Origin of the sequence: Rathayibacter sp. AY1B4 (genome assembly GCF_002932815.1) — a bacterium.
Lineage (GTDB): Bacteria > Actinomycetota > Actinomycetes > Actinomycetales > Microbacteriaceae > Rathayibacter.
The window spans coordinates 104,781-118,652 of the sequence record NZ_PSWN01000010.1 but is presented as its reverse complement, the minus strand read 5'-3'; the positions used below and the strand labels follow the sequence as shown (position 1 = coordinate 118,652).

Sequence of the window (13,872 nt, the reverse complement as noted above, 5' to 3'; positions counted from 1 at the left end):
ACACGCCGGCTTCACTGAAACGGCGTCGGCCGCCACCCCCGTCCGCCCCACCCGAGAGGAGGCGACCGCATGTACGAAGGCATCGTCCAGGAGCTGATCGACGAGCTCGGCCGGCTCCCCGGCATCGGCCCGAAGTCCGCCCAGCGCATCGCGTTCCACATCCTGCAGACCGAGACGTTCGACGTCACCCGGCTCGCCGAGATCCTGCTCGAGCTGCGCGGCCGTGTGCACTTCTGCGACATCTGCGGGAACGTGGCGGAGGAGGCGACCTGCGGGATCTGCCGCGATCCGCGCCGCAGCCGCGCCGTCATCTGCGTCGTGGAGGAGGCGAAGGACGTCCCGGCGATCGAGCGCACCCGCGAGTTCCGCGGGCTCTACCACGTGCTCGGCGGCGCGATCAGCCCGATCGACGGCATCGGCCCGGATCAGCTCCGCATCCGCCAGCTGCTGCAGCGGCTCGCGGACGGCGAGGTGCAGGAGGTCATCATCGCGACCGACCCGAACCTCGAGGGCGAGGCGACGGCGACCTATCTCTCGCGCATGCTCAGCACCCTCGGCATCCGCATCACCCGTCTTGCCTCCGGGCTGCCCGTCGGCGGAGACCTCGAGTACGCCGACGAGATCACCCTCGGCCGCGCCTTCGAGGGCCGCCGGCTCGTCGAGAACTGACGCGGCCGCCGGAGTCGCATGACCGCTCCGGCATGCGGTCGACCGGTAGACTCGCCCGTCGGGTCGCGACGGCGGTCCAGCCACCGACACGGGAGCAGCACGTGAGCCTGATCGTCCAGAAGTTCGGCGGGTCCTCCGTCGCCGACGCGGAGAGCATCAAGCGGGTCGCGAAGCGGATCGTCGCCACCAAGCAGGCGGGCAACGACGTGGTCGTCGCCGTCTCGGCCATGGGCGACACCACCGACGACCTGCTCGAGCTCGCCCACCAGGTCACGCCCATCCCCGCCCCCCGCGAGCTCGACATGCTGCTCTCCTCGGGCGAGCGCATCTCGATGGCGCTGCTGGCGATGGCGATCAAGAGCATGGGCTTCGAGGCCCGCTCCTTCACCGGCAGCCAGGCCGGCATGATCACGGACGCGCAGCACGGCGCCGCCCGCATCGTCGACATCACCCCGGTCCGCCTCCGCGAGGCGCTCGACGAGAACGCCGTCGTCATCGTCGCGGGCTTCCAGGGCTTCAACCGCGACACGAAGGACATCACCACCCTCGGCCGCGGCGGCTCGGACACCACCGCCGTCGCGCTCGCCGCGGGACTCGGCGCCGACACCTGCGAGATCTACACCGACGTCGACGGCGTCTTCACCGCCGACCCGCGGGTCGTCAAGAAGGCCCGCAAGCTCGACCGCATCACCAGCGAGGAGATGCTCGAGCTGGCCGCCGCGGGAGCGAAGGTGCTGCACATCCGCGCCGTCGAGTTCGCCCGCCGCCACGGAGTCACGCTCCACGTGCGCTCCTCCTTCAGCCCCAACGAGGGCACCATCGTCTACAACGCCGAGACCTCCGGCGCCGAGCAGAACGGACAAGCCGTGGAAGAGCCCATCATCGCCGGAGTCGCCGCCGACCTGAACGAGGCGAAGATCACCGTCGTCGGAGTCCCCGACATCCCGGGCAAGGCCGCGCAGATCTTCACGATCGTGGCCAAGACCGGCTCCAACATCGACATGATCGTGCAGAACGTGTCGGCTGCGGCGACCGCCCGCACGGACATCTCGTTCACCCTGCCCAAGGCCGACGGCCAGACGGTCCTCATGGCTCTCAACGCCGAGAAGGACGAGGTCGGCTTCGAGTCCCTGCAGTACGACGACCAGATCGCCAAGCTCGCGCTCGTGGGCGCCGGGATGCGCACCAACGCCGGCGTCTCCGCGAAGCTGTTCCGCTCCCTCTACGAGGCCGGGATCAACATCGAGATGATCTCCACGAGCGAGATCCGCATCTCGGTCGTCACCCGCGCCGACACCGTGAACGAGGCCCTGCGCGTCGTGCACACCGCCTTCGGGCTCGACGCCGAGGACGAGGCCATCGTCTACGCCGGCACCGGCCGCTGACGGCCGGACACCCTCGCGATCCGGCCGTTCCTCCCGAGCGGCCGGAGCGACCGGTACCCTCTCCCTCGATCCCCCCGCCACGAGCGGCCCGCGCGCCGCACGGACGAAAGAGCACAGCATGAGCAGCACCCCCCTCCACGTGGGCGTCGTCGGCGCGACCGGCCAGGTCGGGAAGGTGATGCGCCGCCTCCTCGAGGAGCGCGACTTCCCGATCGCGTCCATCCGCTTCTTCGCCACCGCCCGCTCGGCGGGCACGACGCTGCCGTTCCGCGGCGAGGACGTCGTGGTCGAGGACGTGGAGACCGCCGATCCGTCGGGGCTCGACATCGCCCTGTTCTCGGCCGGAGCCACGGGCTCGCGCGCGCAGGCGCCCCGCTTCGCCGCGGCCGGCGTCACCGTGATCGACAACTCGAGCGCCTGGCGGATGGACCCCGAGGTCCCGCTGGTCGTCAGCGAGGTGAACCCCCATGCCATCGACCAGGCGGTCAAGGGCATCATCGCCAACCCCAACTGCACCACGATGGCCGCGATGCCGATCCTCAAGGTCCTCGACCGCGAGGCGGGGCTCACGCGCCTGATCGTCAGCACCTACCAGGCCGTGTCCGGCAGCGGGCTGGCCGGAGCGAACGAGCTGGCCGGCCAGGTCCGCGCCGCCGTCGCCGACGAGCACCTGCTCGACCTGGTGCACGACGGCTCGGCGGTCGACTTCCCCGCGCCGGACAAGTACGTCGCCCCGATCGCCTTCGACGTCATCCCCTTCGCGGGGAGCCTGGTCGAGGACGGCTCGAACGAGACCGACGAGGAGAAGAAGCTCCGCAACGAGAGTCGCCGCATCCTCGAGCTCCCGGAGCTGCTGGTCTCGGGCACCTGCGTGCGCGTCCCCGTGTTCACCGGCCACTCGCTCTCCGTCAACGCCGAGTTCGCCTCCGCCCTCAGCCCCGAGCGTGCGCGCGAGCTGCTGGCCGACGCGCCCGGCGTCGTGCTGCGCGAGGTGCCGACTCCGCTGGAGGCCGCGGGCAAGGACCCGAGCTTCGTCGGCCGCATCCGCGCCGACGAGGGCGCCCCGGAGGGACGCGGCCTCGCGCTCTTCATCAGCAACGACAACCTCCGCAAGGGCGCGGCCCTGAACGCCGTGCAGATCGCCGAGCTCATCGCGGCGAAGCAGCCCGTCTCCTGACCGGCGTGGACGGGGCCGGCGCCGAGCGCTCCGGCCCCCTCCGGGTGGAAAAGCCGCGAATTTGATGGGGGAGCGGGGCCCCTCCCGGCCGCGGCGTCCGCGGGCGAGCGTAAACTCGACTCTCGTGAACTCCTCGGAACCGGTCGACGTCGCCCTCATCGGTGGGGGCATCATGAGCGCCACGCTCGGCGCACTCATCACCCAGCTGCAGCCCGACTGGACGATCGCCGCCTACGAGCGCCTCGGCGACGTGGCGCAGGAGTCGTCGAACCCGTGGAACAACGCGGGCACCGGTCACGCGGCCCTCTGCGAGCTGAACTACATGCCCGAGGCGGCCGACGGCTCCGTCGACCCGGCCAAGGCGATCCAGATCAACGAGCAGTTCCAGATCTCGCGCCAGTTCTGGTCGAGCCTGGTGGAGTCCGGCGACATCCGCGAGCCCTCCAGCTTCATCAACCCGGCGCCGCACATGACCTTCGTGCACGGCGAGGCCAACGTCGAGTACCTCCGGAAGCGCTACGAGGCGCTCAAGGACCAGCCGCTGTTCGCCGGCATCGAGTTCACCGAGAGCGTCAAGACCATCCACGAGTGGGCGCCCCTGCTGATGGAGCAGCGTCCCGCCGGCGGCGGCCCCTACGCGGCGACGCGCATGCCGGCCGGCACCGACGTCGACTTCGGCTCGCTGACCCACCAGCTGTTCGACCACGTCGTCGCCCACGGCGGCACGCTCGACACCGGCCGCGAGGTCACCGACATCACCCGGCAGAAGGACGGCACCTGGCGCCTCGACCTCAAGCAGGTCGTCGGAGGCACGCCCCAGTCGGTGACCGCCCGCTTCGTCTTCGTCGGCGCCGGCGGCGGTGCGCTGCACCTCCTGCAGAAGTCGGGCATCCCCGAGATCAAGGGCTTCGGAGGCTTCCCGATCTCGGGCCAGTTCCTCCGCACCGACAACCCCGAGCTGGTCGCCCGGCACAAGGCGAAGGTCTACGGCAAGGCTGCGGTCGGCGCGCCCCCGATGTCGGTGCCGCACCTCGATGCGCGCGTCGTCGACGGCGAGTCGTCCCTCCTCTTCGGCCCCTACGCGGGCTTCACGCCCAAGTTCCTGAAGCGGGGCTCGTGGCTCGACCTGCCCCTGTCGATCCGGCCGCACAACATCGGCCCGATGCTCGCGGTCGCCCGCGACAACCTCGACCTGATGAAGTACCTGATCGGCGAGGTGCTCGCCGGCCGTGGCAAGAAGATGAAGGCCCTGCGCGAGTTCCTGCCCACCGCCCGCGACGAGGACTGGTACCTGATCACCGCCGGCCAGCGCGTCCAGGTGATGAAGAAGGACGAGAAGAAGGGCGGCGTGCTGCAGTTCGGCACCGAGGTCATCACCGGAGGGGACGGCACGATCGCCGGCCTGCTCGGCGCCTCGCCCGGAGCCTCGACCGCCGTGCCGATCATGCTCGACATCGTGCAGAAGTGCTTCCCCGACCGGATGAAGGCCTGGGAGCCGCGGATCCGCGCGCTGGTGCCGAGCTACGGCTCGACACTCAACGACGCGCCCGAGAAGGCCGAGCAGACGGTCACCGCGACCGCCGAGACGCTGGAGCTGTCCGCCTCGGTCTGATCGGCTGCGACCCGCTCGAACGTATGTTCTAATGGCTCCATGAGGTGGAGCGGGCAGTCGATCGGCACGGCCGACGAGGCCGCGCTGCCCGGGCTCGTCAAGCTCACAGACCTGGTGCGGACGGTGCGCACGCCGGAGTTCGAGGGCATCACCTTCTACGAGGTGCTCGCGAAGTCGGCGCTCAACCGCGTGCACACCTCCTCGAAGATGCCGTTCGGCTGGAGCATCAACCCGATGCGCGGCTGCACCCACGCCTGCACCTACTGCTTCGCCCGGCCCACGCACGAGTACCTCGAGTTCGACGGCGGCCGCGACTTCGACTCGCAGATCGTCGTGAAGGTGAACGTAGCCGAGGTCCTCACCCGGGAGCTCGCCAAGCCGAGCTGGGAGCGGCACCCCGTGGCACTCGGCACCAACACCGATCCGTACCAGCGCGCCGAGGGCCGCTACCGGCTGATGCCGGGCATCATCGCCGCGCTCGCCGCCTCGGGCACCCCGATCTCGATCCTCACGAAGGGCTCGCTGCTGCGGCGAGACCTGCCGCTGCTCCGCGAGGCCGCCGAGCACGTCCCGGTCGACCTCGGAGTGTCGATCGCCGTCTACGACGAGGGCCTCCAGCGCTCCGTCGAGCCGGGTGCGCCGACTGCGGCGGCCAGGCTGGCGACGGTCACCGCGGCACGGGAGGCCGGCTTCGACTGCTCGGTGTTCCTGATGCCGATCCTGCCGTTCCTCACCGACACCCGGGCGCACCTCGACGAGTCGCTCCGGGCCTGCCGCGAGGCGGGCGCCAGCACGATCATGTACTCGACTCTCTACCTCAAGCCCGGGGTGAAGGAGTGGTTCCTGCAGTGGCTCGGGCAGGAGCACCCCGAGCTGGTCGACAAGTACCGAGCGCTCTACCCGGGCCGCGACGCCTACGCGCCTCTCGAGTACCGGCGCTGGCTCTCGGCGCGCATCCGCCCGCTGATGCGCGCCCACGGGCTCGAGCGCGGCGAGGAGGACCCGGCCACCGGCTCCGTCAAGTCCTCCGCCCTCGGTTCGCTCGGGACGCTGCGGACCCTCGGCGGCGAGCGGCGCTCCCTCCAGCACGACGGGCTGCTGGTCGGGGAGCTCGGGCCGGAGCGCGCTGCGATCCTGCCCGGCGTCGGGCAGCCGACGCTGTTCTGAGCCGGGGGCGGGCCCGGCCGCGGCTAGGATCGTCCGCATGGTCACCCGCTCCGGTGAGCCCTCGGGCTCCTCCGCCCGGAGCGCCCGCGACGCGGCACCCCGTGCGGTCCGGCTCGGCCTGCTCGACCCGCGCGAGGACCTGCTCGCGGCGACGAGCGCGTGGATCCGCACCCACGCCCCGGACTTCGAGGTCGTCGTGGCCGCCTCCACCTGGCACGACCTGGTGACGAGCGATGTCTTCCCCACCCAGGTGGTCGTGATGGACGTCGAGCTGCGCGAGCCGATCTCGATCGAGGCGCGGATCCGGACCTGCCGGGCGGCCGGAGCCGCGGTCGTGGCGCTCTCCGCGAGCGAGGACGACGAGGTCCGCGAGCGCGCCCTGAAGGCCGGAGCGGTGCGGCACCTGGCGAAGTCGCGCCCGCTCGCCGAGGTGATGGAGCAGACCCGCGCCGCTCTCGAGATGCGCTCTGCCGACGTCTCGTCCGCGCAGTGGCGGCCCCTGCCGTCCGGAGTCGCGGCGCAGCAGCGCCCACGGCTCAGCGCCGGCGAGCTGGAGGCGCTGCGTCTCTACGCGTCCGGATCGAGCACCCCCGAGGTCGCCGCCAAGATGAACGTGCAGTTCGAGACCGCGAAGACCTACCTGCAGCGCGTGCGCCGCAAGTACGTCGCCGTCGGCAGGCCCGCGAGCCGCCGGGCCGATCTGATCCGCCGCGCCGGCGAGGACGGGTTCCTCCCGTGACCGGCCCCTGCTCACCCCGGGGGCCCCGCCTCCGGACCCGCCCCGAGGAGACCTGATGGCCAAGCTGTACTTCCGCTACGGAGCGATGAACAGCGGGAAGAGCACGTCGCTCCTGCAGGCCGCGCACAATTACGAGGAGCGCGGGCACCGGGTGCTGCTGGCCAAGCCGGCCGTCGACACGAAGGGCGAGGAGCTGATCGTGTCGCGGCTCGGCGTGACCCGTCCGGTGGACATCCTGTTCGAGCCCGACGGGGACCCGGTGGCCGTCTTCACCGCCGCCCGGGCCCGCGTGCTGGCCGAGTCGAAGCGCGACGTGAGTGCTCTGCTCGTCGACGAGGCGCAGTTCCTGCCGGAGTCGCACGTCGATGATCTGCTCCGGATCGCCATCCTCGAGAACGTGCCCGTCCTCGCGTACGGCATCCGCACGGACTTCCGCACCGCCGCGTTCCCGGGAAGCAGGCGGCTCCTGGAGATCGCCCACAGCCTCGAGGAGCTGAAGACGATCTGCCGGTGCGGGCGCAAAGCGATCTTCAACGGGCGCGTCGTGGACGGCCGCTTCGTGTTCGACGGCGATCAGGTCGCGATCGACGGAACGGCGGTCACCTACGAGTCGCTGTGCGGCGCGTGCTACCTCCAGGAGAGCCGCGGCCGGCTCCGCGGGTGACCGGTCGAGCGTTCCTCACCGGCGCGACACCCCTCCGAAACGAGGAAGTGGGTAGCCTGACGACGTGACAACACCGGAAACGGAATTACGCCTTTCGAAGCAGCAGGAAAGGTCGGGGGAAACGATGACGGCGCAAGGGGCACCGCTGAGGCGTCGGCCGTCGTGGGAGCAGGACTACCGGCGACGGCTGCTCATCACGGACGTCGTCGCGATCGTCCTCTCCGTCTTCGGCACGCAGCTCTTCTGGTTCGACCTGAACCTGAACTCGGACCTGGGGTTCAAGAACCCCGCCGACATCGCGGTCAGCTACACCTGGGTGTCCGTCGCCCTGTCGGTCGGCTGGCTCCTCGCCCTCCAGGTCTTCGACACGCGCGACCGCCGGATCGTCGGCACCGGATACGTCGAGTACCGCCGCGTCGTCGACGCCTCCATCTGGCTCTTCGGCATCGTCGCGATCATCGCCTACCTGCTCCAGATCCTGCTGGCGCGCGGCTACATCATCACGGCGTTCCCCGCCGGGATCGTGCTGATCTGCGTCGGCCGCCTGGTCTGGCGCTCCTGGCTCACCCGGCAGCGCCGGGCGGGCCGCTTCTCGAGCCAGGTCGTGCTCCTCGGCTCCCGCGCGAGCGTCCTGCACACCGCACGCGAGCTGCGCCGCGGCACCGAGGCCGGCTACAAGCTCGTCGGCGCCGTCTCGACCTCGGTCGGCGGTGCGGACGCGCTGCGGAGCGAGCAGGAGCTCTCGGGCCTCGCGGTCCACGGGTTCACCGGGATCGACGGCGTCCGCGCCGTGATGGACGCCACCGGCGCCGACACGGTGGTCGTCACGAGCTCCGACGAGCTGGCGCCGCAGCGGATCCGCGAGCTGAGCTGGACGCTCGAGCCCGGGCGCGAGCACCTCGTCGTGGCGCCGAGCCTCACCGACATCGGCGGTCCGCGCATCCACACCCGCCCCGTCGCGGGCCTTCCGCTGATCCACGTCGAGACCCCGCGCTTCGACGGCCGCCAGCGGTTCGCCAAGCGCCTCTTCGACATCCTCGCGTCGACCATGCTGATCATCCTCAGCGCGCCGGTGCTCGTCGTCGTCGCCGTGCTGGTCAAGGTCACCAGCCCCGGGCCCGTGCTCTTCCGGCAGGAGCGCATCGGTCTGAACGGCGCGACCTTCGAGATGCTGAAGTTCCGCTCGATGGTCGTCGACGCGGAGGCGCGACTGGCGGCTCTCGCGTCGCAGCAGCGTGCGGAGGGGAACTCGATCCTCTTCAAGATGGCGAAGGACCCGCGCGTCACCCGGGTGGGCGCGATCCTCCGGCGCTTCAGCCTCGATGAGCTGCCCCAGTTCCTGAACGTCTTCCGCGGCGACATGTCCCTGATCGGCCCCCGCCCGCCGCTGGCCCGCGAGGTCGAGCAGTACGAGGAGCACGTGCACCGCCGCTTCCTGATGAAGCCCGGCATCACCGGGCTCTGGCAGGTCAGCGGACGCTCGAACCTCTCGTGGGAGGACACCGTCCGCCTCGACCTGTACTACGTCGAGAACTGGTCGATGACCGGCGACATCGTGATCCTCTTCAAGACCGCGCGCGCCGTCCTCGCCCGGGACGGGGCGTACTGATCGCCGGGGGGAGGGGCGCCGAGCCCCGCAGCCTGTCCGTCTCGGTCCTCGAGACCCCGTTCCGCGTGGTCTTCGGACGCGGCGTCGGCGACGAGGACGCGGCGCGGATCGCCGACAGCTGGGCCGCCTGCGCGTCCGAGCCCGACGCGGGAGCACGCGACGTCCTCGCCGAGGTGGGGCACGATCCCTCCGTCCCGGTCGACGGCTCGCCCCGGGTCTCGAGCGCCACGCTCGCGCAGCTCGAGGAGTCCCTGACCTCGACCCTGACCCTCGAGGCGATCGGCGCCCGGCGCGCCGACCTGCTGATGCTCCACGCCTGCGGGATCTCCGACGAGTCCGGCCGCGTGCTGGCCTTCGTCGCCGCCTCCGGGACCGGCAAGACCACCATCGCCCGGACGCTCGGGTCCCGCTTCGGCTACGTCACCGACGAGACGGTCGGCGTGACCCCGGAGGGGCGCGTCCTGCCCTATCCCAAGCCGCTGTCGGTGAAGCCGCTGACCGGATCGGCGCCGAAGGCGCAGCTGGCCCCCGGGTCGCTCGCCCTCCGACCGGTCCCGGAGGCGCCCCTGCGGCTGGCGGGAGTCCTCCTGCTCGAGCGCCGCGACGGCGTCGGGAGGCCCTTCCTCGAGCACGTCGACCCGGTCGACGCGATCGAGGACCTGGTGCCGCAGACCTCCTACCTCTCGGCCCGCCCGCGGCCGATCGCCGATCTCGTCCGCACCCTCTCGGCGCTGGGCGGCGTCCGGCGACTGGTCTACTCCGAGGCCGCGAGCGTGGTGCACCTGGTCGAGGAGGTCTTCGCGTCCCTCGGCGCCGAGGCCCCGTCCGCCTGGTCCGAGGTGGTCTCCGTGCAGCTCGACCCTGTGGGCGAAGCCCTGCCCGGCACCGTCCTGCGCACCCCTGCGGACGACGCGGTGGAGCTCGCCGACGGCCAGCTGCTCGTGTTCTGCGGCGGCACCCTCGTGCGCCTGTCCGGCATCGGCCCGACGATCTGGCGGCACGCCGGCCGGGGCTCCGATCTGCCCGGTCTCGTCGCCGCGGTGCTCGAGGAGGCGGGCCCGCCGCCCGCCGGCGTCGATGCGGAGGCGGTCGTCGAGTCGGCGGTCGTCGAGCTCGAGGGCCTCGGAGTGATCACGAGAGGGACTCCGCCGGAGCCCACCCCCGACGGGTGGCACGGTTGACGCGCCTGGCGCCGAGGGCGCGGAAGCGCTGTGTCAGAATTCGGAAGAACCCGTCTCCGGCGCCCGCCGCGTGATCCGTACCAGCGAAGGAAATCTGACTCTGTGGAACTTCGAGACGTCCTCCGGCTCCTGCGCGACCACTGGATCCCGATCGTCGCGGCGATCCTCCTCGGCACTCTCGTCGCCTTCGGCTGGTCGCTGACGCAGAAGCCGCGGTACGTCGCCGACTCGCAGGGCCTCGTCTCCGTCGCCACCACCGGTGCCGACGACAGCCAGGCGATCTACACGCAGCAGATCGCGCAGTCCGTCGCCAAGTCGAGCCTCGCCACCTACGTCCCGATCGCCACCTCGCGCGACGTGGCGCAGATCGCGATCGACAGCCTCGGCCTCGATGTCTCGCCCGCCACGCTGATCTCGGCGATCGCGGTGCAGGCCGACACGGTCGCCCCGGTGATGAAGGTCAGCGCCACCGCCTCCACCCCCGAGGGCGCGCAGAAGCTCGCCGACGCCTGGGTCGCGGCCATCGCCACCAAGGTGCAGCAGGTCAACCAGGAGACGGGCGTCGGCGACACGGTCTCCCTCACCGTCCTGCAGACCGCGGCGCTCCCGTCCTCGCCGGCGTTCCCGAACCTGCGCCTCGTCCTCGCGGTCGGCGCGCTCGCGGGCCTCGTCCTCGGCCTCGTCTACGCGTTCGTCCGCAACACGCTTGACCGGCGCATCCGCACCGCCGAGATGGTCGAGCGCCTGTTCGACCTCCCCGTGGTCGGCACCCTCCCCGTCGACAAGCGCCTCAGCGAGACCAACCGCATCGTCCCCGAGGCCGACACGACCGACTACATCAAGGCCGACGGCAAGCACGCACTCGCCGAGGCGCTGCGCGAGCTCCGCACGAACCTGCAGTTCATGAACATCGACAGCCCGCCGCGCATCATCGTCGTGACGAGCCCGCTGCCCTCGGACGGCAAGTCGACGGTGACCGCGAACCTCGCGGTGACGCTCGCCGCCTCCGGTCAGCGCACCGTCGTCGTCGACGGCGACCTCCGCAAGCCCACCGTCGCCAAGTCGTTCGGCCTCGTTCCCGGCGTCGGACTGACCGACCTGCTGATCGGCAAGGCGGAACTGCAGGACGTCCTGCAGCCGTGGGGCCCGTCCGGCAACCTCTGGGTACTCGGAGCCGGGTCGATCCCGCCGAACCCGTCCGAGCTGCTCGGCTCCAACGGCATGGACATCCTCCTGCACGAGATCGCTCGCGAGGCCATCGTGATCGTCGATGCGCCGCCGCTCCTGCCCGTCACGGACGGCGCCATCCTCACCGCCCGCACCGACGGCGCGCTCGTGGTCATCTCCGCGGGCAGGACGACGACCGACGAGCTGGGCAAGGCGATCCAGAACCTCGAGCGGGTCAGCGGCCACACCCTCGGCGTGATCCTCAACCGCGTGCCCGCGCGCGGCCAGGTCGGCCGGGGCTACGGCTACTACTACACGAGCTACTACGGCTCCGAGCGATCGGGTGCCCGCCCGGACACGGCCGTCGAGCCCGAGCCCGCGTCGACCTCGGCCTGAGCGCCCCGCGATGATCTTCCCGGGAGACGACTCCGCCCGCCCCGCCCGCCGGAGCTGGCGACCGGACGAACCGGTCGCCGCCTCCGCCGCGCCCGTCTTCACCGTGCTCTCGGTCTGCACCGGCAACATCTGCCGGTCGCCGATGGCGGAGCAGCTGCTGCGCGCCGCACTCGCCGACGCGACCTCACCCGCGGGAGGTCCGCTCTTCGCGTTCACGAGCGCCGGAGTGAGGACGCGCGACGGACTGCCGATGGACCCGGTCTCGGCCCGCTTCTCGGCTCAGCACGGGGGAGACCCGGCCGCGCACACGAGCGCGGTGCTCGGCGACGCGATCGTCGGCGACGCCGACCTCCTGCTCACGATGACGCGCGACCACCTGGTCGACGCCTCCCGGCGCTTCCCGTCGCTCCTCCTCCGCGGCTTCACGCTGCTCGAGTTCGCCCGCGTGCTGCCGTTCGTGCTGCGGGAGGTGCCGCTGCCGACGGTGGAGGACCCCGCCGCGCGGCTCCGCGCCGTCGTGCGGCTCGCCGCCGCCCACCGCGGGCGCGCCCCGCGGGGCGAGGGCGGCGACGACATCGAGGACCCGATCGGCCGCAGCGAGGCCGTGCACGAGCGCGTGGCGGCGCAGATCGCGGCGGCTGTCGCCGACCTCTCCCGTGATCTGAGAGCATTGGCGCGGCGGTAGTCGCGCGTCTGCGGGCGCGCTGACGCCTCGCCGCATCGCATCGCTCCTCCTCACCGTCGCGACCGCGACACGAACCCGCCACGATTCGGAGAACCCCTGTGAAGCTTTCTGTCATCGGCTGCGGCTACCTCGGTGCCGTCCACGCTGCCGCCATGGCCGAGCTCGGCCACGACGTCATCGGCATCGACGTCGACCAGAAGAAGATCGACGCCCTGGCGGCCGGCACCGCGCCGTTCTTCGAGCCCGGCCTCCCGGAGCTGCTGTCCTCCGGCGTCGCCTCCGGGCGTCTGCGCTTCTCGACCGACATGGCCGACGCCGCCGGTGCGGCCGTGCACTTCGTCGCCGTCGGCACCCCGCAGAAGCCGGGCGAGAACGCCGCGGACATGACCTACGTCGACTCGGCGATCGACGGTCTCCTGCCCTACCTCGAGGCGGACTCCCTCGTCGTCGGCAAGTCGACCGTCCCCGTCGGCACCGCCGCCCGCCTGGCCGACCGCATCGCCTCCTCCGGTGCGACCCTCGCCTGGAACCCCGAGTTCCTCCGCGAGGGCTTCGCCGTGAAGGACACGATCAGCCCCGACCGCCTCGTCTACGGCGTGCCCGCAGGCGAGGCTGGAGCAGCGGCGAAGGCGACCCTCGACGAGGTCTACGCGACGGCGCTCGCGGCCGAGACCCCGCTCGTGGTCACCGACTACGCCACCGCCGAGCTGGTGAAGGTCTCGGCCAACGCCTTCCTCGCGACCAAGATCTCGTTCATCAACGCGATCGCCGAGATCGCGGAGGTCACCGGCGCGGACGTCACGCAGCTCGCCGACGCGATCGGCTACGACGTGCGGATCGGCCGCCGCTTCCTGAACGCGGGCATCGGCTTCGGAGGCGGCTGCCTCCCGAAGGACATCCGCGCCTTCTCGGCCCGCGCCGACGAGCTCGGCGTCGGCGAGTCCGTCGCCTTCCTCAAAGAGGTCGACGCGATCAACCTGCGTCGCCGTCAGCGCGTCGTCGACCTCGTCACCGAGGGCCTGGGCGGCTCCGTCGAGGGCCGCCGCATCGCGGTGCTCGGTCTGGCGTTCAAGCCGGAGTCGGACGACATCCGCGACTCGCCGTCGCTCGACGTCGCCGCTCGCCTGCACGACCTCGGTGCGACCGTGGTCGCGACCGACCCCGAGGCGATCGAGAACTCGCGCCGCCGCTACCCCGAGATCACCTACACGACCGACGTCGACGAGGCGCTGGCCGGTGCCGACGCCGTGGTCGTCGTGACGGAGTGGAAGCAGTTCCGCGCCCTCGACCCCGCGGCCACGGCGGCGAAGGTGGCCAACACCTTCCTCGTCGACGGTCGCAACTGCCTCGACCCCGCCGCCTGGCGTGCGGCCGGCTGGGAGTACCGCGGCCTCGGCCGCTGACGCGGCAGAGCCGTCGTC

12 protein-coding genes are annotated in these 13,872 nt (G+C 71.5%); all 12 read left to right on the top strand.

Translation table 11 applies throughout. The annotated features are described in order from the left end of the window. The first annotated feature begins 69 nt into the window (after positions 1 to 69). The 12 genes from recR to C5D66_RS09145 all read left to right on the top strand — a co-directional run bounded on the left by recR (position 70) and on the right by C5D66_RS09145 (position 13,854). The gene (gene recR, locus C5D66_RS09200) at positions 70 to 669 is read left to right on the top strand and encodes a recombination mediator RecR (protein ID WP_104222157.1); all 600 of its coding nucleotides are present in this window, start codon (positions 70 to 72) and stop codon (positions 667 to 669) included. 101 nt (positions 670 to 770) lie between these two features. Beyond that, positions 771 to 2,054, top strand: coding sequence for an aspartate kinase (locus C5D66_RS09195; protein WP_104256502.1), 1,284 nt, complete (start codon positions 771 to 773; stop codon positions 2,052 to 2,054). Between the two features lie 118 nt (positions 2,055 to 2,172). Next, positions 2,173 to 3,231, top strand: coding sequence for an aspartate-semialdehyde dehydrogenase (locus tag C5D66_RS09190; RefSeq protein WP_104227259.1), 1,059 nt, complete (start codon positions 2,173 to 2,175; stop codon positions 3,229 to 3,231). Between the two features lie 64 nt (positions 3,232 to 3,295). After that, positions 3,296 to 4,843 carry a malate:quinone oxidoreductase gene (locus C5D66_RS09185; RefSeq protein ID WP_104256503.1) on the top strand — a complete coding sequence of 516 codons (1,548 nt, stop codon included), beginning with the start codon at positions 3,296 to 3,298 and terminating at the stop codon, positions 4,841 to 4,843. Between the two features lie 39 nt (positions 4,844 to 4,882). Then, positions 4,883 to 6,010: an Rv2578c family radical SAM protein gene (locus C5D66_RS09180; RefSeq protein WP_104233745.1), complete on the top strand. Its 1,128-nt coding sequence runs from the start codon at positions 4,883 to 4,885 to the stop codon at positions 6,008 to 6,010. Between the two features lie 37 nt (positions 6,011 to 6,047). After that, positions 6,048 to 6,749 carry a LuxR C-terminal-related transcriptional regulator gene (locus C5D66_RS09175; RefSeq protein WP_104237728.1) on the top strand — a complete coding sequence of 234 codons (702 nt, stop codon included), beginning with the start codon at positions 6,048 to 6,050 and terminating at the stop codon, positions 6,747 to 6,749. A gap of 55 nt (positions 6,750 to 6,804) precedes the next feature. Continuing rightward, a complete protein-coding gene (locus C5D66_RS09170) occupies positions 6,805 to 7,413 on the top strand; it encodes a thymidine kinase (RefSeq protein ID WP_104227256.1) in 609 nt (202 codons plus the stop codon). Positions 7,414 to 7,537: 124 nt separating this feature from the next. After that, positions 7,538 to 9,022, top strand: coding sequence for a sugar transferase (locus C5D66_RS09165; RefSeq protein WP_104222171.1), 1,485 nt, complete (start codon positions 7,538 to 7,540; stop codon positions 9,020 to 9,022). Positions 9,023 to 9,087: 65 nt separating this feature from the next. Continuing rightward, positions 9,088 to 10,203, top strand: a complete 1,116-nt coding sequence (locus C5D66_RS09160) for a hypothetical protein (protein ID WP_104256504.1) — start codon at positions 9,088 to 9,090, stop codon at positions 10,201 to 10,203. A 102-nt stretch (positions 10,204 to 10,305) separates the two neighbouring features. Beyond that, on the top strand, positions 10,306 to 11,766 hold the full coding sequence (locus C5D66_RS09155; RefSeq protein ID WP_159939611.1) for a polysaccharide biosynthesis tyrosine autokinase: 1,461 nt from the start codon (positions 10,306 to 10,308) through the stop codon (positions 11,764 to 11,766). Between the two features lie 10 nt (positions 11,767 to 11,776). After that, a complete protein-coding gene (locus C5D66_RS09150; RefSeq protein ID WP_104256506.1) occupies positions 11,777 to 12,451 on the top strand; it encodes a low molecular weight phosphatase family protein in 675 nt (224 codons plus the stop codon). A 98-nt stretch (positions 12,452 to 12,549) separates the two neighbouring features. Further along, the gene (locus C5D66_RS09145; RefSeq protein WP_104222179.1) at positions 12,550 to 13,854 is read left to right on the top strand and encodes a UDP-glucose/GDP-mannose dehydrogenase family protein; all 1,305 of its coding nucleotides are present in this window, start codon (positions 12,550 to 12,552) and stop codon (positions 13,852 to 13,854) included. Positions 13,855 to 13,872 lie beyond the last annotated feature (18 nt).

Bases quoted from the DNA above. Each gene is read 5' to 3' on its own strand.
- C5D66_RS09180 (WP_104233745.1), top strand. From the start codon at position 4,883: ATGAGGTGGAGCGGGCAGTCGATCGGCACGGCCGACGAGGCCGCGCTG.
- C5D66_RS09185 (WP_104256503.1), top strand. From the start codon at position 3,296: ATGGGGGAGCGGGGCCCCTCCCGGCCGCGGCGTCCGCGGGCGAGCGTA.
- C5D66_RS09190 (WP_104227259.1), top strand. From the start codon at position 2,173: ATGAGCAGCACCCCCCTCCACGTGGGCGTCGTCGGCGCGACCGGCCAG.
- C5D66_RS09170 (WP_104227256.1), top strand. From the start codon at position 6,805: ATGGCCAAGCTGTACTTCCGCTACGGAGCGATGAACAGCGGGAAGAGC.
- C5D66_RS09165 (WP_104222171.1), top strand. From the start codon at position 7,538: ATGACGGCGCAAGGGGCACCGCTGAGGCGTCGGCCGTCGTGGGAGCAG.
- recR (WP_104222157.1), top strand. From the start codon at position 70: ATGTACGAAGGCATCGTCCAGGAGCTGATCGACGAGCTCGGCCGGCTC.
- C5D66_RS09150 (WP_104256506.1), top strand. From the start codon at position 11,777: ATGATCTTCCCGGGAGACGACTCCGCCCGCCCCGCCCGCCGGAGCTGG.
- C5D66_RS09175 (WP_104237728.1), top strand. From the start codon at position 6,048: ATGGTCACCCGCTCCGGTGAGCCCTCGGGCTCCTCCGCCCGGAGCGCC.